The organism is Nostoc sp. PA-18-2419 (assembly GCF_005869855.1).
Lineage (GTDB): Bacteria > Cyanobacteriota > Cyanobacteriia > Cyanobacteriales > Nostocaceae > Nostoc.
The window spans coordinates 117,417-137,423 of sequence record NZ_SZNH01000003.1; the positions used below are offsets into that span (position 1 = coordinate 117,417).

A 20,007-nucleotide genomic window follows, 5' to 3' on the forward strand; every position below is an offset into this window, starting at 1 on the left:
CAGTTCAGTCTCCTGCTCGTAATGTGAAATAAAAGGTACTACCTTCACCGTAGGTTGACTCCACCCAGATTTTACCGTCATGTCGCTCGACAATTTTTTTACTAATGGTTAATCCGGCTCCTGTACCACCACCATATTTGTTCGGCCCGTGTAGCCGTTTGAAGATGCGAAAAATTGCTTCAAAGTGTTTTTCTCGAATCCCAATGCCGTTATCTCGGACGTAGAATGTAACTGGTATCGGTGAAGCGGCCTCAATATAACCAATTTCAATCCATTTTTGAGGTTTGTCGTTGTATTTAATAGCATTGGCAATCAGATTGTTAAAGACTTCGCCTACTTGGACGCGATCGCAATACACTGTTGGTAGTGGTCTTGGAATACGAATTTCTATCCCCATCTCTTCAATTCGGGCGCTCAATAAGTCTAAATTTCGCTCTACAAGACTATTAATATCACTCTGCTGCATAGAAAGATCCACTCTTCCCAAACGGGAAAAATGTAGCAGCGAATCAATTAAATCTTCCATGCGTTGAGTTAAACGAATCAAAGTTCTTAATTTTTGCGTACCTTCTTCGTTGAGAATGTCGCCGTAGTCTTCAATAAGAAAATTAGAATAATTATGAATACCCCGCAGTGGTTCTTTCAAATCATGAGAAGCAATGTAGGCAAAGGCATCTAATTCATTGTTGCTGCGTTCTAGTTCAATATTGAGCTGCGCTAGTTCATCTGCTTTTCGGAACACCACACCAATAATAGCGTTTCTCAACTCCAGCGCTGCATTTACCTCACAAGATTTCCAACTCAGAGATTTTAACCGCACAGTTTCTTTCCATAACTCAAACGATTTCCGAGGTGATAGACGCAAACTGCCGTTTCCCATTACTTCTACAGGTTTATTTGGATTACCTCCCCAATTGACAGTTTGTACTTCCTCTGGGCGAAACCACAAAATATAGTTTTTTTGAATTTTGGAAAATGAAAGCGCCATTAAGCCACTACCTATATCCCCAAACTTTTCTGCATCTGGATAAACTTGTGATAGCGAATTGGTATAAAAAATCTCTTCGTAGACATTTTGAGAAATCCATTCGATTAAATTTTGAATCTCTTGTTTTTCGGGAGTGTTCCCGATAGAAAAATATTCTTTTTCAAAATATACTACTGCTCCTTGGGCATCGACAAGCTCGAGGAGATTCGGTTGATGTTGAATTATACCTTCAATAAAGTTATTTCCTGCCGATATATATTCTATTAACTTGCTATAAACTGATTTTAAGTGTATTTTATATTCACTATCTTCGCTATCTTCTTTTGCACTCAGTTCTACAGATGTAATTTGTCCTAAAAATTCACAGGCGTTACGAATTTCATATGGAACATATTTAGGTGATTGATGATGGCAGGCAATTAATCCCCATAATTTTTGATTTTTCATAATGGAAATTGACATTGATGCCGTTACGCCCATATTATGCATGTACTCAACATGTAAAGGCGAAACACTCCGCAACACAGAGTTACTTAAATCTAAAGGCTGCCCAGTCAAAGGATTATTTGCAGGTAAAATTGCTGCTGGTTGATAGTCAGCATTCGGTATTAGCCTCAGCCAGTTTTGGCTGTAAAGTTGCCTAGCTTGTATGGGAATATCTGAAGCTGGATAATGTAAGCCTAAATAAGATATAAGATATTCTGGCTTTTCTTCAGCAATTACTATGCCATTCCAATCTTCATCAAAGCGATATACCATTACCCGTTCAAAACCAGTGATATTTTTGACTTCTTGAGCAAGAATTTCACTTAGTTCTACAACCCCTGATGTCGTTTGTAATTTAGAAATAGCTTGTTTAACTAGATGATAAAATTTAAAGTACGTGTTACTTTTTTCGGCAAATATAGGTTCTAACTCTAAAACTAAAATATCGTTGGAGCGATGAATAATTACATCAAAATATAAATTTTGGTCGCCAAAGTTGATTGTAAATTCTAAAGGATTAACAAATTTTAAATTTTCTTGAGATAAACAATTTATTAAAAAATTAAGTTGCTCGGTTTCTAAAAAATTACTTAAAGGTTGATTGAGCAAGTCTTCCGGATTGACGCCAAATAAATAAGAAGTATTATTACTACATTGGAGAATAGCTAACTCTGGTTCTTTTAATGCCAAAAGAACTCCATGAGGTTGAACAAAACCAGGAATATGAATTGGTTCTTGAGCGCAATTACTAAGGTCAACTTGAAATGGAGTAGAAATATTGTTATTGCTCACGTTTTAGTACCAATGATAAATAGTGTGCCTAAGTAATGTATTTTAAACTAAAAGGATATTTTCAAAGTTTTGATAACAATTGGATTTTTTATATTTTATTAAATACTCCTCATAAAATAAGCACTTAAAACATAAATTTTCTCCTTTAGATAAGTGGTTAAAATCTTAATTAAAAGAGTCTAATAGAGATATATATAAAATACTTGCAAATATATTTGAAGACAGTCTCTAATTTATAAAGTTTTTGCTTTCATCTCTCTAATTAACTAGAATAAAGTGTTAAAATAAAAATCTGAATAATCATATTTTTTATGAAACTAATATTGATGAAAATGAAAATTATTTATGTCATAAAATACACATATTTAGCGAATTTGCTCTAAGTAATAAAATAAATGTTAGCCAAAAATAGGAGTAAATCGAATTAATAGCTAAAACAGTTGAGTTATTTTCTAGAAAACTAGATGCGCTCGCAGTAAAATTACCAATGATATGGTCACTGAGAAAATAAAACAAGCAAGTCATTATAGTAATCCGCTTTGATTTTGAACTACTTGGCTTCGCAGGAAGAAGCCACTGTGGTATTAGAGTCTCCCCAAGTCGAGGAGGTAGTGCGTACAAAAGGGTTCTCATACCAGTTACTACAACTCTTGGAACCCGAAGGCCGCGATTAGTCCCCGATGAGCAATTGCCGTTAAGTGGTGTTAGATAGTACAGAGTAGGGAAAACAGAAGAACCATTTTCGAGTTATACCTAGCGAGAGCAAAAATCAAAAAGGAGTCCTAATAGTAATAATTTTTATTTTATCAACGTTAATGGACATGTTATGAAACCTCCTCTCCCTCTTATTGGCTTAAACATCCTCGTCGTTGATGATGATGATGATAGTCGTTTTTATATTACAACTGTATTAGAAGCAGATGGAGCAACCGTCACAGCAGTTGCATCGGCAGCAGACGCATTAAAAGTACTACCCGAATTGCAGCCTGATATCTTGATATGTGATATTGCTATGCCTAACGAAGATGGCTATACCCTGATCCGTAAAATCCGGGCACTCGAACCAGATATTTATAGCAAACTCCCTGCCATCGCGTTAACTGCCTATGGTGATCGGGAGTATCGTAACATCGCCTTGGAAGCAGGCTTTCAGATTCATGTCGCTAAACCAATCGATCCAGGAGAACTAGTTGCAGTCGTGATAAATTTAGTTGCTTCTTATAAGAGTTAATCACATCCGGGACAAAAGTAGCGATCGCATGAATTACTTGTGGTGCGATCACTATTCGATCCACCAATCAAGGTAAATTCTCTTTTAAAACTGACCAGTCGCTCCAAAATTACTAATAAAGGCAGAGCAAAAGCTAACACTACATCCATTGATAACTTAGCCAAACTCCGATTAAGCCGCCAATGACAGAAGATAATTTTAATTAACTTTATTTGTATATAAATCCTCTAGACAAGTCAAACAGCCAGGATTAAAAATTTATATTAATAATTTGCTTAGTTACAGATATAATACTCCTCCAGATAAACTACTTTTTATCAAGTTGTTCTCACAGACTCACGTTATACACTGACATTTTAATTATTTTAACTACTTTGGTGCGTCTTACCTTGTTAGCATCCATCCCATCTGTAATTTGTTAATTGACCAAGTATTAACGCTAACTACTTATTCCAGTAACATTAGTATTTATCAACAAGTTTCAATATAAAGCTAATGTCTTCAACTCCTCTAACACTTAACTTAATTGAAGGTTCTGTCTCTTTTAGTTTTTCACCCCAAGCAGCACGAGAATTAAAAGCAGCAATAGACCGATTAATCGAATGCTTAAAAGCTGTCGCTGCTAAACCCACTCCAGGCGGGGGTAAAGCGACTCCCCAACCTCCCTTAGAATATCGCTACACTGGCGAAGTATTTTTAGAAGTTTTCTGTAATCCTAATATTTGGCCAAGTCCCTTCGCAGCCAAAGTCCTGCTAACTGTCCGCAACATCAACATCCGCGTAACTACAGAAGCCGAATTGACTCGGATCGTTGATGATATTAATCAATATTTAGACCAAGTAGGATGAGGGAGATGGAAAGCAGAGGGGCTTCAGGTGCACAGGAGAAAATAATAACTCTTGAGTCAACAGTCAACACTGGCTCAACACCCCGTTCGCACAGCCCAAGGTAGAGAATAAAGCTAACAGCACTCTCAATGCTCTACATTTATAGAAAAATTACCGGAGCAGTTCAGCATTAGAAACGGTCCCGGTAAGAAAATTTACATAATAGACTCAAGTTGTAGCACCAGCTATACTATGTTCTGATGCCTAAATCGCCTGAAAATTTGTATAAATTAAGACTGTAATTTTTCCGTATTAATCAACAAAGCAAGATTTTGCATCAGGCAATGCTTACCAAAAGCCAGAGATTATCCCCCAGATTGGTCGTCAAATCGTTGATTGTGGAATCCACACATCGAAAATAAGCTCCCAATCTTAAACCCGAAATTAAATGTCGATCAGTCGTTATCCCATTGTTCACGACCAATTAAATCACCAATGCGATCGCGTAACAAAAAATCACATTTTTCTAATTCACATTCAACGCAAACCCACTCTCTCGCTGGGATATATTGGCAGAGTGTATATATTGGCTGCTGTCGGCTGACCATTCCCTTTTGCACTAGTCGGCGTGCTTCGTCTTGGATCACATCGAGAGAGTAGTAATTAATAGAAGGCACCGTATTCACACTCATGGTTTTTACTCACAAATTAACACTTAGATAGTGTTCCCGTTAGCTATCAGGAACAAACATGACAGGGATTTTACTTGTGGCTAGGATTTTGTAGTTTGCTATACGGAACTAATTTCATTTTGACGCTACATCACCGGAAATTATCTCAAGAAATGTTAAGAAAGTCAACAAAAGCTGACATTACCTCAAAATATGCTTCACAAAACAATGTCAAACTAGCTAACCAAACCTGCTCTTTTGGTGATGTAACTTTTATTCAACAGGTTTCTATGTTTTGCCCTTAGTGGCTTGAGGCATAATTTGGTTAGTGACAAGAGTACACAAAGTGATCGCTCACATATTAAATAATCGCCTTAAAGCTGTATCTAGAAGTGTTTGTATCTATCTCAAGGTAAATAAGATAAAAATATTAAGCAGCAACTAGGGTATAAACTGTCGCAAAACTAACGGCTAAGTTACACGATGAAGGCTTTTATGCTAGCAGCTGTTAACAATTTCTTAAACAAATCTGGAATTACTTGGTTAATTTCAGCGATGATGGTACATGATTTTTTTTGGATAAACATCTGTATAAGGGTGGAGTAATACAATTTCTCTAAATTGGGACGCTGGGAGTATGGGAAGATAAAGGAGGCGGTGAATGAAAAATGACAAACTATATGTAACTACCGATGGCTGAATTAGCTTATGGTTATATTAAAACAGACGCGACTGATCACGTCTGTAAAGTGTTTGGCGGATTTGCTGAGGTCAATTGTTCTGAAGTGACATTGTGATTTAAGTTACTTATTGTGAGAATTCCTCGTCATCAAGATTTGTGCTGTCTTCTACTGCTATGGGATTTTCTGGCGATCGCTGATTGTTGAGTTGGTCTAATAGTGCCAGTACCTTATTACCACGTTCAATGGAGCGATCTTCTAAAAACATTACTTCTGGTGTACGACGTAGCCGCACCCTAGCACCAAGTTCGCTGCGGACATAACCCGTGGCCGACTTTAAACCTGCCATTGTTTGTGCCTTAGCTTCATCTGTCCCATAAATACTGACGTAGATTTTGGCGTGTTGGAGATCGCCGGAAACATCAACATCAGTAACACTTACCATTCCTGTACCCACACGGTCATCCTTAATGCCGTTGAGCAGCATTTGGCTAACTTCCCGTTTAATCAGTTCAGCAACACGGGAAACGCGGCGATTTGTAGCCATAAAAGTTTAGCCTCCTCACAGAGGTTGTACGACATCATAATAAACACAATGGCAAATAACGCCATAAAACAAGTGTCTTTAGGGCAGAAACTATAGCACCTCGTCCTAGCCTAGATTGTACTCAAACCCAACATTGCACGTAGAGTGAGAGTAACAAACACCAAACTGCCGACAAACAAACCCAAAAGGGCGATTAGGGTAATTGGGCGTTTCAGGAGTGGCACTAATGGCGCAAAGGTGTTGATAAATACCCCTAAGAGGACAGTAATAAAGTAGCGGGGGTAGCGAAAGACGTTATCCCAAAATCCGTCAAACATTTGAATCTAAACTGCCTTGTTATAGACTTACGTTTGTTTTAATATGCTTTATCTACATCAATTGTAATCTATGTGGCTGGAAAATTACTCAGTTAATATAAAATATGCTTCGTCAGTTATATTAACTATATTTAGTCGCAATTATTTACGTAAAATTTTAGGTAAATGGTTATTCAAATGCCCCCCAAAGAAACTAGCCCGCGTCCATTTTTGAAGTGGGCAGGGGGTAAAAGTAAGTTGATTCAGCAATATATTCCTTATTTTCCCAAAGATTATCAGACTTATTATGAACCCTTTTTAGGTGGTGGTGCTGTTTTTTTCTATCTTCAACCAAATACAGCTATTTTAACTGATATTAACGCTGAATTAATTAATACTTATTGCTGTGTTCGAGATAACGTCGATGAATTAATATTACTCCTGAAAGAACATAAAAAACGACATAATAAAGATTATTATTATAGTGTCAGAAATAACTCTAATGGTACCAATTTAGAAAAAGCTGCTCGTTTAATTTATTTAAATAAAACCTGTTTCAACGGTCTCTATCGAGTCAATTCCCAAGGGAATTTTAATGTTCCATTAGGCAGATATGAAAATCCTAATATTTGTCCGGAAAATTTACTTAAATTAGCCTCCAAAGTACTTTCTCAGGTAGAAATTCACCAGGCAGATTTTACAGAAGTCTTAAATCGTGCTACTAGCAGTAATGACTTTGTATTTTTCGATCCGCCTTACCACCCTATTAGTGACAGTAGCTATTTCACTGCTTATAGTCAAAATTGTTTTACTAAAAAAGACCAAGAACTTTTGAGAGATACTTGTGCAGAGTTAGCAAGTCGTGGTGTCAAAGTTATGCTATGTAATTCTGATAGTGAATTTATTAAAAAAATTTATACTGAAATCAATTTTGAGAGATACACAATCAAAGCAGCGCGTTCAATTAACTCGAACATTAAAAATCGAGGTATGATTGACGAACTATTGATTACATCTTTCGATAATCAAGAATTTAAAAGTCAGAATTCAGAAGTCAGCGTAGATTTTGTAAGAATGACAAGTGAATAAATTATTTAAATTGCATCATCCAACCGATTATTTAATATAAAAAACTTGGATTCACCAATTTAGTAACAATTAAATTCTAAATTCTAACTCCTTCTTCAAAGATTCTTATTTGCCCAAGCAATAAATCTATCTAAGCTATAAACTGCTAATAAATTATGGTTATCACTAACTCTTGCTTTTAGCCATTTGCTTGCACCTTCTCGCATCCCTTCACCACCTAGTATAACGATAGTTGGTGCAGGGTAATAATGCTGAATATTCATATTTAAATAAGGAAACTTTTCATCAACTGAACCAGGGCTTTCTTGCCATTTGCACTCGATAATTAAACCAGATGGCATTGCAGGTGAGCTAACAACGTAAAAATCAACCTTTAAATCGGTATGATAAATTCCAGTGCCGATATAAACTTCTTTACCATAGCGTTTTGGTAATAAAGCTGCGTTTAATATAAATTCTTTGGAGACATAATTTCCCACTTGAAAATAATTATGTCCATTCAAGATTGCTTCAACATTAATTTCTAAAATTCTCCCTGCCTTATTTGCCCGCCCACCTTGAGTCAGAGCCATCTCAAATTCCTCTGCCAAAAGTACTGCTTATTATAGAATTCCATAGAAGCAGTAATTTGTGGTGAGTTACTTAATATGAATTTTTGTTGAAATGACAAAATATTGGTATTTTTGTACTAAATAAATACAAGTGTATTAATTTGGATAAAGAATGAATAATTAGTTGAATTAGTAATTTTCCTTTGGACTTTAACCCGTCTGTGCTTCACTATTACCGTTGCGGATAGCCCATGCTAATTCTAATAACTGAGTCCAGCGCTTTTGCAGTTGTTTGGGAGTGCATTTGATGGCTTTGGCGATCGCTTGGTCGTTTTCTCGTGCAGTTTTGAGTTGTAAAATTTGTTGTTGTTGTTCTGTGAGTTGACTGATAAAAGTTTCCCATTGCTGGGAAGATAAACCCAACTTTTGCTCTAAAGTAGCACCTAGCCATTGATGTACTAATTGCCAATGATGTTGCTTGGCAAACTTTTCTACATGGTATTTAAACCTTTGTTGTAGATAATCGCGCTGACGGCTACTCAAACCAAGAATTTGGTCGATTTCTGGTGCTGAAAGGTCTTGGAGTTTCAGACTTAAGTAGTCCATACAGTCAGATTGACCTTGAGACTCCAAGTATTTCATCAATTCAGCAATCACGCGATCGCGTTCTGATTCTTCCGATGGATCGAAACTAGCTTTGGCGATCATTTGCGATCGCAGTTGTTGCACCGCCGAATTACGCTGGTAAGATTCTGCTTCTTCGCCCTTAGCAGACTCCACCGCCATTTCAATATCCACAGTAGTTTCTTGGGGCTGACGACGAGCAAAACCTTGCGCCCGCAAGATAATTAATTGCTGATTTGCACCGCCAGGTAAATTGATGCGACGTTTGGCGTACTGTTCTGTGAACGCCATATACTCAGCTAACTGCAACTGAGTACGTGGCGTGTGATCCTCAGGTAATTCGTTTTCTCGGCGGAAAGCTTTAATCGCTTCAATATAAAATGCTTGTAAAAAATCTTCAATCAGGCTGTAACGAGCGTCAAAACCCAACTCCGAACCGGATATAGTTACATGGCGGTAAACCATCGACCCCAAATTGCTATGTAATTCCACTCGCCCTTGTTTTGAGCCTAGTTGGTAATAACGTAAGCACTTTTGCATTCGATGCCTTGCTAACGTCATTTGCCAAGACTGAATTTGTCCAGATGTTTGAATACGGGAGCTTTTATCACAGATGCGTTCTACTTCCTTGGCGATGCGCTTTGCTAAAGCTTGGACGCACCTGGGTGCTGCTTTCACTTGTGCTTGCATTTCTTGACACAGCAATTGAATTAAGGTATCAGTGCTACTAGCTGGCAGTTCTTCGCCAGAAACGTGATTCTCAAAAACTGGTGTAGAGTTTGGTAGATTGGCGACATTAGCTTTCATAACTTTTCCAGAGAGTAGTATTGCACCGTAATTACAACGCAGACACAGCGATCAAGGCTAGTCTTTGCTGGAGAATCTTTGGGCATTCATCCATCAAGACTTGCCCCATGTAATGCTCACATCTAAAGCTCATATTTAAAACTGTAGGAAATACGATAGAGTTACAGCTAAAACAATGTGTCGGTTCTTTCACAAACCACCACATTGATGCTAATGAATGGATACGCAGCATTTTTTCAAAGTTGTTAAATGCCTTGCTCTAGCGAGTGTTGCCACCATTCTGTTATACCCACTGCAATCGCCATTAATTATGACAATTTAAAAACTGGAGTTGTTTAAATCACAATTTCCGAAACCAAGACGTGCGCTAATGAAATATCATTCTTATACCCATGCTGCCGCAGCTTCCCAACCTAAACCCCTCCGTACAATTACTGCTTCATCTGCTGTTAAATCCAAAATAGTAGACACTTCATACGTAGGTTCCTCGCCAGTATCTACAATGATGTCTACCAAGTTGTCCAAACGGTCAAATAGCTCCACCCGCGATTGAATAGTCTCTGGATCTATATAAATTAAGCTATTATTTATTTCATCTGGGGGCACATGTGCGGAAGTTGAAATAATTGGATTGCCTAAAGCTGCCAGCAGAGCCAAACACACAGTATGGTTTGGCACTCTAATTCCAGTAGTTTTCCGTTTGGGATTTTGCACCAATCGCGGTACTAACTTAGTGGCTGGGAGTAAAAACGTGTATGTACCTGGAATTAAGCGCTTCATAATTCGATAAGCTGTGTCACTTACGAAGGCATAAGTTGCCACATTTGAAAGCGAGGGACATAAAAATGTTAGTGGTTTATCATTTGCTAGCTGCTTAATTTGTCGCACTCGTTCTACCGCCGACTTGGCATTCAAATCACAACCGATCGCATAGACTGTATCAGTAGGGTAAAGCATGACAGCGCCACTAGAAAGCGCTGACTTTATTTCTTCTATTCGGCGAATTTGAGGATTATCCGGATGAACTGGGAAAATTTTTGCCATAGGACAGGTGGGGATTGGGGATGAGGGAGACGCGGGGACGCAGGGACGTAAAGAAAAATAAATGACTAATGACTAATGACTAATAATTAATAACTATGAAAAAAATCGCTTATCTTCAATGTCCGACAGGAATTTCCGGTGATATGTGCTTGGGAGCATTGGTCAGTTTGGGTGTTCCTGTGGAGTATTTAATTGAAAAACTCAATGGATTGGGAATTGAGTGCGAATATGCTTTAAGAGCAGAACTTGTGCAACGCAATGGTCAACAAGCGACTAAAGTACACGTGCACTTACTAGACCATCATCACCATCATGATCGCGAACACAGTGATGATCATGGACGGCATCTACCAGAAATAGAGGGGATGATTCTCAAAGCGGGATTGCCATCACGGGCACAGGCTTGGAGTTTGGCAGTATTCCGGCAGCTAGCAGTAGCAGAAGGGGCGGTGCATGGCATTTCTCCTGAAAAAGTTCATTTCCATGAAGTAGGTGCTGTAGACGCGATTGTCGATATTGTGGGAACTTGCTTGGGGTTAGATTGGTTAGGGATTGAGAGCAACGAGTTAGGATTGCCCTTACTATATTGCTCGCCATTTCCGACTGGTGGCGGCACTGTTAAAGCAGCACACGGTCAAATGGCTGTACCAGTACCAGCGGTATTAAAGCTATGGGAAATGCGGGGTTGTCCAGTTTATAGCAATGGTATTGAGCGAGAACTGGTGACACCAACAGGAGCCGCGATCGCCACTACCTTGGCCAAAGAATTTGGTTCACCACCCCCAATCGCTATCAAGCAGGTAGGATTAGGAGCAGGAACCATAAATTTACCCATCCCCAATATTTTACGCCTCTGGTTGGGCGAGGGCGCAATTTTACAGTCTGATTTCAATGATTCTGGCGATAATAGCTCAAATATAGAAACCATATGCGTCCTAGAAACCCAAATTGATGATTTAAATCCTCAAGCGATCGGTTATGTGTTTGAAGCCTTGTTTGCGGCTGGTGCGCTGGATGTTTTTACTGTGGCGATCGCTATGAAAAAGTCCCGTCCAGGGATTTTGTTAACAGTAATTTGTCATCCAGATAATTTATTTCGTTGTGAAGCAGTTATATTCCGTGAAACCACAACTCTGGGTATTCGGCGAACTAATCAGCAACGCGCCATTTTAGAACGAGAAATTCAACAAGTGGAAATTGAATATGGCAAAGTGCGCCTCAAATTAGCATGGAAAGGGCGATCGCCAGAAAAAGTTATTGCTAATGTGCAGCCAGAATATGAAGATTGTGCAGAATTAGCCAGAAAACATAATATTCCTTGGCGGGAAATTCAACGGCTAGCGCTACAGCGTTGGTATTTAGAGAATCAAAGTTAGGCTACTCAAATCTTGTGCCAAAGCCTAAGGACTTGAAAGTTGTGGCTAAATAAATTAAGTTCGCTCTAAAGTTCTCAATCTCAAAAAAGCCTGGGTAAATACTGTTTTACTGTAAAGTTGCACCAAACTCTCTTACATCTTGAGTTTGTTTGTATTTTTTGTGTCTACCCTGCGGTAAGCCATTTGTCTAAGAGACACTGCACGAACGTGTATAGGTGATTCATTTTTAATTTACTAAAAAGGGTTAGACTTAAAGTCATAAAAGCCTGCTTACGCAGGCTTTGTTTGAGTAATGCCAGATTTAAGCCTCTGGGCACTTTAAAATTTTTGCAAGAGAATTGAATGACTAATTTTAATCTACGTTTCTAACTGTCCTTTTTACCGCATCACCTGCATCTTCAGCTCCACGCTGAACATTTTTTGTCACATCTTCGGTAGCATTCTGGGTATTACCCTTGATATTTTCAATTCCTCGCTTAGTCCCCTTAGCTACACCTTCCCCAACTTCTTGAACTGAACTACCAATATTGTCGCCTAGGTCTTTCACTTTTTCACCAACGGGTGTTTTTTGAAGATTGCGAAAAGCTTCTGCTGGGTTTTTAACTCCTTTTTCGTCAATATTCTTCTGGGCATTTTTTACCAGCGCATCAGCTCTGTCGTTAGCTGCTTTTTCATCTAATGCTCTAGGATCTACATCACTAAAGTTATTTATTCCACCAGTGGGAGAAGATAGAGGATAATCTTTTGTGGGGTCGTACCGTTCAGTATTAGGTGCTTGAGCGCCAGGCTGTGGTGGTTGCGTTGCTATTCCCGGAGCACCACAAGCTTGGGTCAAAAACAGAAACATGCCTGCCAAAAAAATCGTTAAAATTTTCAAGGGACGAATATTTTTCAGCCAAGTACCTACTTTTTTCATACTTCTACTCCTTGGATTTTTATCACGTAAGTTAATTATCAGCCAAAATGGCATTTGGATTTAATTACAAATCTCAAACCTTGAGACAAAATTAAAGTTCTATCTGCTGAGTGCTGGATTTGGTTGTAATTCAGGTCTGGCACTGCCCTCTTCTGCCTTGTCTTTCAAAAAGCCAGAAGCCTTATCAACAGCCTCTTTTATAGTTTCAATCCGCTCTTTAACGCGAGTCCCTACATTGGGTTCGTTTTGAATCAAACCACCGGGTTTAGGCTGTTGAAAGTCCTGTTCAGTGATGATTGGCAGTTCCGCATCTTTGTTAATTCTACCTGCTGGTGTCTCAGCACCGGGATAAAGTATCTCAGATTGACTTATTCCTAGCAATCAACAATTGTGAGCTTAGTTGTAGGCTAGCTTGGTCACGCCCCTGATTGTTTTTTGGGTTTGTTATTTTAGGATCGGTGGACATTCTATAGTTGGTATATTTATCTCCACCGTTCTTATAAGGATTGTTTGCTCCGCCAGCTTGAACGGCGGGATTTTGGGGATTTGCACCTTGGGCATTTGCCCCACTACAAGCAGTGTTAACTATCAATAATAGTCCACCTAAAAAGACAGTCAATGTTTGGCGTAATCGTAGTTTTTTCAAGAATACTATCACAGCGTTCACAAAATCCTCCTTACCAAACTATTAACTAAGTTAATAAATTTACTGAATGATTTAATTTATCAGCAAGTTGTTGTACTTGTTTTAGTTGGCTAATATTTGATAACCTTTATCAAGAATATTAATGATTAAATAAGCTTTACCTCTAGCGCAAGTCACATTTTAAATAACACAAAAATAATATTTTAATCTAACTATAGAGAGATATAAATTAAAGTAAGAACTATTTGTTATAAATATGAGAAAAAAAATAATAAGATTTTCAAAGCTCTGGATATATAGCTTATACATCATCAGATTTGAAGTATTTAGCCCTTATCCCTTTAACTGTTAAATTACTAAATTGATGAAGCAATTTTTACGCTGGATAATTTGGGGTGGAACCTTATTTTTTTTAGGGAAAGCCTTGAAAGATAATTGGATTGAAGTGACTGCTATCCGCATTGATGGGGTAGGATGGGCAATTATAGCAGGAGCAACAGTTGTTACTTTACTGGCACATACCTGGGCTGGCTGGATTTGGACTTGGGTTTTACAAGAGTTAAATCAACCCGTACCATGTTCCCAGTTTATTCAAGTTTACCTAAAAACTAACATTGCTAAGTATTTGCCAGGTAATATTTGGCATTACTACGGACGAATTATTGCCGCCAAAAATGCCAATGTTTCTGCTGGCGCAGCTACCTTAAGTGTTTTGCTCGAACCGTTACTCATGGCAACGGCTGCTTTAATCATTATTATTGTATTCAGTAGCAAATTTGCTGCAAATACCACTGTAGTTGGACAATCCTTACAATTAGTAAGTTTAGCTGTGGTGCTTTGTGCAGTTCATCCCCGATTTTTGAACCCAGCTATTCGCTTTTTATCCAAATTTAAGACCAAAAAATCCGACCCTAATACTCAGTCAAGTGTGGTTTTAACTATTAAACGCTATCCTCTACGACCTTTACTAGGCGAATTGGGCTTTTTAGGTTTGCGTGGTATCGGGTTTATTTTAACTGTATTTGCACTTAATTCTGTTAATTGGAATCAGATTCCCTTGTTACTAGGGGCTTTTAGTTGCGCTTGGTTGCTGGGGTTAGTGATTCCAGGTGCGCCTGGTGGGTTAGGGGTGTTTGAAGCGACTGCTTATCAACTATTGCGATACGAGTTTTCAGCAGGCTTAATATTTAGTGCGATCGCTCTATATCGCCTCATTAGTATTCTAGCGGAAACTGCTGGTGCTGCCTTGGCTTGGTTACACGAAGGGCTTGCCAAATCATAAATAATTCATGATTCTTAATTAGGAATTACAAATCATTGATTTTAAGTTAGCATCAATGGGGTATTTTTCGCTTCTCCTTATGCATTCAGTCTCTGCGAGCGGATTTTTTAAATCAACTTCAGAAAATCTGCCTAATTTTAATTATTTAGCAGTTGTTTATATTGACAAATAAAAATATTGGTCGTCAGATAAGAGTTTGTAAATACTGTTAGTTGAGGTACTGTTATCCGATTTTCAATTTCCCAAAATCTAGCAATTAAGATTGATTTAATACTACTTTTGTTGTTCCCTTAATATATCTAAATAAATTGTCTTTATGTTTATACCAAATGAAACTTAAAACTCTGCGATTAGCAAGGCAAAAATATAAGAAAATCTGCCAGTTGCAAAGGTTATCAAATGAGGCAGAACGACAGGAGTCAGTATTCCCTTCTGCCTCCTACCCTCTGCCTTCCTTGATAATTAGTTACTACATAACAAGATCGTCAATTTCTACTAAATTTAATGGGGGTGGAGGGACTTGAACCCACACGACCTTTTACGGTCAACGGATTTTCATTCTCCCGCAGTTTTCACTACTACTTGATGACAGTAATCGCTTCAAGTTTTGAGAATTGGACTCTCCCTTTACCCTCGACTTAACGTTAGGGTAGCTCCCGTCGGGTCTCTGCACCTTCCGAATAGTTAGGAGTTATGAGTTAGGAGTTATGAGTTTTTTACTCACTACTATCACTCAGCACTTACAACACTTTTCGGCTTGGCTCAGGATTGCCGTGTCTGTTACCAGATTTAGGTTTCCCTGAGTTTGAGAGCTTACACTTGAGGGATTTCTCCTTCAAGGCTCAGTTATCTAAGTCCGTAGCGTCTACCATTCCGCCACACCCCCGCAGGTGTTCGGTAACTATTTATTTTGCAGAGGCAGCAAATACCTCCTCATCTATTCCATCATCAATTGTGTCTTTTGTCCAACTAAATTGAAAATATTTTTTCCAATTGTAAGTCTTTTTGGTTTTTCCCTCACAAATCTTGGAGAAATATTTTTGAGCTTGTTTGGTAATAGTTTTGAGTTATTACTGAATCTATTATTATAGCATCATCTGGCTGAAATATGTCAATATTAACGACTTTTTTAATCTTTTAATGCGGTGGCGATGCTGAATCCCCTAGGTTTATTGAGATTTCAGATGACAAAGTATGAAGAAAGCGCCCCACCACCAGCTACAAGTGAAATTAAACACCATCTTTCCCCACTCCCTACTTTTTACTCCCTACACCCGTATTTTATTGAAAGCAGATTAGACTTCCCTGAGTTTCGCTCTTGCGCCTATGATGAGAAATAGATGCTTAGACAAAAAAGTTATGATTGTCGCCCTGCTGTATCTGATTTTGGCTGGAGCTTACCTTCTAATAATTCCGATCGCTGTCTTGCTCTACCTAAAGCAGCGTTGGTATACGGCTAGCTCCATCGAGCGCTTGTTGATGTACTTTTTGGTGTTCTTCTTCTTTCCGGGTTTGTTGGTTTTATCGCCGTTTCTAAATTTTCGACCCCGGCCGCGACAAATTGAAGTTTAACAAAATTGGTAGGTCATAAATCTCATGCGACGGATTGACGCTATTGGAATTGGCTTAGGCATTTTTATTGCTGGCGGCTTAGCGTATATAGGATTACAGCTAGTCGGCTTCGATAATCAGCAAGCTGGTATATGGAGCCAACTCTCACTAGTGGCTGGGTTAATTGGCTGGTTAGCTACCTATTTTTTCCGTGCGGTGGGACAAAAAATGACCTACCACCAACAGCGGGAAGAGTATGAGCAAGAATTTTTGCAAAAGCGTTTGGAAGAACTAACTCCCGAAGAACTAGCACGAATTCAAACTGAGATAGAACAAGAAGAGCAATCTCAGGTATAAAGTAATCATTGGTCAGTTATCATTTGTCCTTTGTCCTTTGTAATTTGCTTAAGAGGTTGTTTGAAAACTACTGGGTGAATAGAATTTGTGATTACACGAAGCTTAGTCCACCTCCGTGGACCAACGCAAAAACAAAGTTACTAACCTATCTTCGGGGGTAAATTCTCCTGTAAGTGCGACTTCCATTGCCAAGGGAAGTAATCAATTAGACTTTTCCAACATCCTCTAAAGCTAATGACTAATGACTAATGACCAATGACTAATGACCAATGACTAATGACTAATGACTAATGACTAATGACTGCAATTTCTGATTGCTTTGAAACTTTAAGGCACAATCGTGAGTGTGCTTTGATTCCATTTATCACTGCTGGCGACCCAGATTTAGAAACAACAGCAGCAGCGTTGCAAATTCTGGATCGCAGTGGGGCAGATATCATCGAACTGGGTGTACCATACTCCGATCCTCTAGCGGATGGACCGGTAATTCAAGCAGCTGCTACCCGCGCCTTGCAAAGGGGAACCAAATTTGAGCAGGTGCTGGAAATGCTGCAAGCAACTACTCCAAAAATGCGATCGCCCATTGTCCTATTTACCTACTACAACCCAATTCTGCACCGGGGAATTGAAAAATTTCTCCAGCAAGTTGCTGCGGCTGGAGTGGCGGGATTAGTAATACCTGACTTACCTTTAGAAGAGGCCACAGGTTTACTGGAATCAGCTAGGAAGATAGGAATTGATATCACCTTGTTGGTGGCTCCCACTAGTTCTGCCGAACGTATACAAGCCATCGCTCGTTCTTCTCAAGGATTTATTTATTTAGTCAGCGTTACAGGCGTAACGGGGATACGATCGCAAGTCCAAACGCGAGTATCAGATTTACTTAAACAAATTCGTGGTGTTACTGATAAACCGATTGGTGTAGGCTTTGGAATCTCCGAAGCAGCCCAAGGGCGTCAAGTACGCGAATGGGGAGCAGATGCAGTGATTGTCGGCAGTGCTTTTGTGAAGCGGTTAGCTGAAGGTACGCCAGAACAAGGACTAAATGCGATCGCTGAATTTTGTCAAAGTCTCAAAGCAGCCATCAAGACTACTAACAGTACAAATACTCATCTTGATTAGAGCAAGAAAGTAGATTAAAAAAGTGTAACAACGTAGTTTTTTTATCCTCAGTTTAGTAGACAATTTGACTGTTCTGGTCTTGAATATTAACATCAGATATCAGGATGTAAAAAAACTAGCTGATAAAGTCGCTTATAGTCTGAGTATTATGTAAAGTGATCAAAAATTATGAGTGTGAGAGTGATTCAGTCACAAATGATTATAGTTACGTTGCAGTTGAGGGGCAAAGGCGATGAGTGAGAGTATGGCATTTATCGGTGGGGTTGCTGTTGCTGGCTTAGCGGCTCTGGTATTGCTCAAAGGCACAAATATTCCCCTACAACCTAACTTCGCTGTTGCTCCCCAAATGCCTAGTACTGTAGTAGCGCCCCAAGGAATCCAGCCACAATACCCTCCTGGGTATTATGGGCAGCAACCGATTTATCCTAATACTCAGCCAATACCTCCAAATTCTGACCAGCGTCTAGAAATGGAAAAACTGAACATGCAGATGGACAGTTTAAAAAAGGATAACGAACAGCTGAAGTTGGTAAACCAGCAACTCCAAGGCCAAGTTCAAAATTTTAATACTCAGCAGCAGTGGCAATTAGCTCAACAGAATAACCAACAAAAAGCAGCATTTCAGCCACAAAATCCTTGGTGGTCTTCGCCGATGCTTTGGGCAGTAGGAGGCGCAACTCTGACTATTGGCGGTGGTGTTGTCGTCGCTGGAGTATTGGCTTTGTTCTCGCCACGCCAGCGTCCCACCCGTACTGTACAAGTGATTCACCCTTACCAAGGTCCTACACCGCCTTTGGTTCCAGTACGTCGCGCGGAATTTTTGCCTGCTTCTCGTTTAGAAGCAAGACGAGTTGAATCCCCAGAATACGACGAAATGCACTAATCGGACACAATTCATCTCATGTCTGGTAAATTACCTGAGTATGTTAATTGTTGATATTAAATCCCATCTTTAAAAACAGGTGGGATTGTTTATTTTTGATGCACTACCCCTTTAAGGATGGAGTTGGCAAATAGTAGAGATGTTGCAATGCAACGTCTATTTCTATAAAACGTGAGTTCGACCAATCTCTCCCTGCCTAGAACTAGAGTTGAAGTCTATCCCTCTCCGATTACAAGAGGGAGAGTTTTACGTAGTAAAACTAGGGAGAGGTTTTTTAATTGAGTTAAAGTTACTCTCATAGTGATCGCTTCTAGAATAAAAGAATGCTATCAGCTTCCACTCAATTATTCCGATTGTCTCAAGGACAACTTAACTTACTAGAAGCTTGTCCGCGTAAATTCCAACACACTTACTTAGAACAACTCAATTCCCCTGCAAATCCCGAACACGAGGAACGGCAAACTTTAGGTAGTCGCTTTCATCTGCTAATGCAGCAGCGAGAAATGGGTTTGCCAATTGATAGTTTCCTGCAAGCAGATGCTCAACTGCAAAGCTGGATGGCGGGTTTTGCTGATGCAGCCCCAGAAATATTAACGCCTGCAAGTGATAATCAAACTTTTCGTGAAAGCGAACACTACCGCACTCTGCAAGTTCAGGATTATTTATTGACGGTTGTCTATGATTTATTGATTGCAAATAACCAACAAGCGCAAATTCTCGACTGGAAAACTTATCCTAAACCACCCCATAAACGCAAGTTAGAATCCAACTGGCAAACACGGCTTTATATGTATGTTTTGGCTGAAACTAGCGCTTATTTGCCAGAAAATATTTCTATGACTTACTGGTTTGTTCAATCTGAGGGCAAACCACAAAATATTAAATTTAATTACAATACTACTCAACACACGAAAACAGCAAAAAAACTTAATCAACTGTTAAATCAGTTAACTGATTGGTTGGAAGATTACCAAAATAACAAAGAATTTCCCCAAGTGGCGCCGGGTAGTAAAACTTGTGATTATTGTCAGTTTACCCAGCGGTGCGATCGCATATCATTTACAGAAGAAACAGTCAAAGATACCTTGCCAAATTTCGACAGTATTCAAGAAGTTTCACTCTAACTTAAAGATTAATAGCAAAAATTCAAAAGTAGGGACTTAAAAATAAAAATAGTTAAAGAATTAAGAAAATATTTGATGAATAAATATTCATCAAATTCAGATATATCTTCAATTCT

The 20,007-nt window shown here is 38.9% G+C and carries 18 protein-coding genes and 2 pseudogenes; 10 read left to right on the plus strand and 10 right to left on the minus strand.

Annotated features, from left to right (window positions below; genetic code table 11):
- Positions 1-4: 4 nt before the first annotated feature.
- Positions 5-2,266: a sensor histidine kinase gene (locus FCR06_RS04305; protein ID WP_138497615.1), complete on the minus strand. Its 2,262-nt coding sequence runs from the start codon at positions 2,264-2,266 to the stop codon at positions 5-7.
- A gap of 826 nt (positions 2,267-3,092) precedes the next feature.
- Between FCR06_RS04305 and FCR06_RS04310 the strand changes: the two genes are divergently transcribed.
- A complete protein-coding gene (locus FCR06_RS04310; protein WP_138497616.1) occupies positions 3,093-3,497 on the plus strand; it encodes a response regulator in 405 nt (134 codons plus the stop codon).
- On the opposite strand, the pseudogene FCR06_RS04315 reads toward FCR06_RS04310, so the two are convergent.
- Positions 3,487-3,687: pseudogene (locus FCR06_RS04315) on the minus strand (cation-efflux pump); the annotation flags it as partial. The gene FCR06_RS04310 and the pseudogene FCR06_RS04315 overlap by 11 nt on opposite strands.
- A 305-nt stretch (positions 3,688-3,992) precedes the next feature.
- Between FCR06_RS04315 and FCR06_RS04320 the strand changes: the two are divergent.
- Positions 3,993-4,346 carry a hypothetical protein gene (locus FCR06_RS04320; RefSeq protein WP_138497617.1) on the plus strand — a complete coding sequence of 118 codons (354 nt, stop codon included), beginning with the start codon at positions 3,993-3,995 and terminating at the stop codon, positions 4,344-4,346.
- Positions 4,347-4,780: 434 nt separating this feature from the next.
- On the opposite strand, the gene FCR06_RS04325 is transcribed toward FCR06_RS04320, so the two are convergent.
- The 3 genes from FCR06_RS04325 to FCR06_RS04335 form a co-directional block, all read right to left on the minus strand.
- Positions 4,781-5,017: a DUF4327 family protein gene (locus FCR06_RS04325; RefSeq protein WP_062297131.1), complete on the minus strand. Its 237-nt coding sequence runs from the start codon at positions 5,015-5,017 to the stop codon at positions 4,781-4,783.
- 786 nt (positions 5,018-5,803) lie between these two features.
- Positions 5,804-6,223 (minus strand): 30S ribosome-binding factor RbfA, encoded by a 420-nt coding sequence (gene rbfA / locus FCR06_RS04330; protein WP_138497618.1) that lies wholly within the window; start codon positions 6,221-6,223, stop codon positions 5,804-5,806.
- Positions 6,224-6,333: 110 nt separating this feature from the next.
- Positions 6,334-6,540: a DUF751 family protein gene (locus tag FCR06_RS04335; protein ID WP_138497619.1), complete on the minus strand. Its 207-nt coding sequence runs from the start codon at positions 6,538-6,540 to the stop codon at positions 6,334-6,336.
- Between the two features lie 165 nt (positions 6,541-6,705).
- On the opposite strand from FCR06_RS04335, the gene FCR06_RS04340 reads away from it, so the two are divergent.
- Complete coding sequence (locus tag FCR06_RS04340; protein ID WP_138497620.1) at positions 6,706-7,608, plus strand: DNA adenine methylase; 903 nt, start codon at positions 6,706-6,708, stop codon at positions 7,606-7,608.
- Positions 7,609-7,703: 95 nt separating this feature from the next.
- On the opposite strand, the gene FCR06_RS04345 is transcribed toward FCR06_RS04340, so the two are convergent.
- The 3 genes from FCR06_RS04345 to FCR06_RS04355 form a co-directional block, all read right to left on the minus strand.
- Positions 7,704-8,180, minus strand: coding sequence for a PD-(D/E)XK nuclease superfamily protein (locus FCR06_RS04345; RefSeq protein WP_138497621.1), 477 nt, complete (start codon positions 8,178-8,180; stop codon positions 7,704-7,706).
- Positions 8,181-8,369: 189 nt separating this feature from the next.
- Entirely contained in the window at positions 8,370-9,590 is a 1,221-nt protein-coding gene (locus FCR06_RS04350) for a HetZ-related protein (RefSeq protein ID WP_138497622.1), read from the minus strand.
- Positions 9,591-9,974: 384 nt separating this feature from the next.
- Positions 9,975-10,634: an L-threonylcarbamoyladenylate synthase gene (locus tag FCR06_RS04355; protein WP_138497623.1), complete on the minus strand. Its 660-nt coding sequence runs from the start codon at positions 10,632-10,634 to the stop codon at positions 9,975-9,977.
- A gap of 95 nt (positions 10,635-10,729) precedes the next feature.
- On the opposite strand from FCR06_RS04355, the gene larC reads away from it, so the two are divergent.
- A complete protein-coding gene (larC, locus tag FCR06_RS04360) occupies positions 10,730-12,010 on the plus strand; it encodes a nickel pincer cofactor biosynthesis protein LarC (RefSeq protein WP_138497624.1) in 1,281 nt (426 codons plus the stop codon).
- 352 nt (positions 12,011-12,362) lie between these two features.
- On the opposite strand, the gene FCR06_RS04365 is transcribed toward larC, so the two are convergent.
- Both FCR06_RS04365 and FCR06_RS04370 read right to left on the minus strand, forming a co-directional pair.
- Entirely contained in the window at positions 12,363-12,926 is a 564-nt protein-coding gene (locus FCR06_RS04365; protein ID WP_138497625.1) for a hypothetical protein, read from the minus strand.
- Between the two features lie 99 nt (positions 12,927-13,025).
- Positions 13,026-13,593 (minus strand): annotated as a pseudogene (locus FCR06_RS04370) (DUF6658 family protein).
- Between the two features lie 343 nt (positions 13,594-13,936).
- Between FCR06_RS04370 and FCR06_RS04375 the strand changes: the two are divergent.
- The 6 genes from FCR06_RS04375 (at position 13,937) to FCR06_RS04400 (ending at position 19,891) form a co-directional block, all read left to right on the plus strand.
- Entirely contained in the window at positions 13,937-14,854 is a 918-nt protein-coding gene (locus FCR06_RS04375; RefSeq protein ID WP_138497626.1) for a lysylphosphatidylglycerol synthase domain-containing protein, read from the plus strand.
- A gap of 1,329 nt (positions 14,855-16,183) precedes the next feature.
- Positions 16,184-16,426, plus strand: a complete 243-nt coding sequence (gene ndhL, locus FCR06_RS04380) for an NAD(P)H-quinone oxidoreductase subunit L (protein WP_262984645.1) — start codon at positions 16,184-16,186, stop codon at positions 16,424-16,426.
- A 24-nt stretch (positions 16,427-16,450) separates the two neighbouring features.
- Positions 16,451-16,762, plus strand: coding sequence for a DUF3007 family protein (locus FCR06_RS04385; protein WP_138497628.1), 312 nt, complete (start codon positions 16,451-16,453; stop codon positions 16,760-16,762).
- Between the two features lie 297 nt (positions 16,763-17,059).
- Positions 17,060-17,884, plus strand: coding sequence for a tryptophan synthase subunit alpha (gene trpA / locus FCR06_RS04390; protein WP_138497629.1), 825 nt, complete (start codon positions 17,060-17,062; stop codon positions 17,882-17,884).
- A 232-nt stretch (positions 17,885-18,116) separates the two neighbouring features.
- Complete coding sequence (locus FCR06_RS04395) at positions 18,117-18,767, plus strand: heterocyst differentiation related protein (RefSeq protein ID WP_138497630.1); 651 nt, start codon at positions 18,117-18,119, stop codon at positions 18,765-18,767.
- A gap of 323 nt (positions 18,768-19,090) precedes the next feature.
- Complete coding sequence (locus FCR06_RS04400) at positions 19,091-19,891, plus strand: PD-(D/E)XK nuclease family protein (RefSeq protein ID WP_138497631.1); 801 nt, start codon at positions 19,091-19,093, stop codon at positions 19,889-19,891.
- The last annotated feature ends 116 nt before the right edge of the window (positions 19,892-20,007 follow it).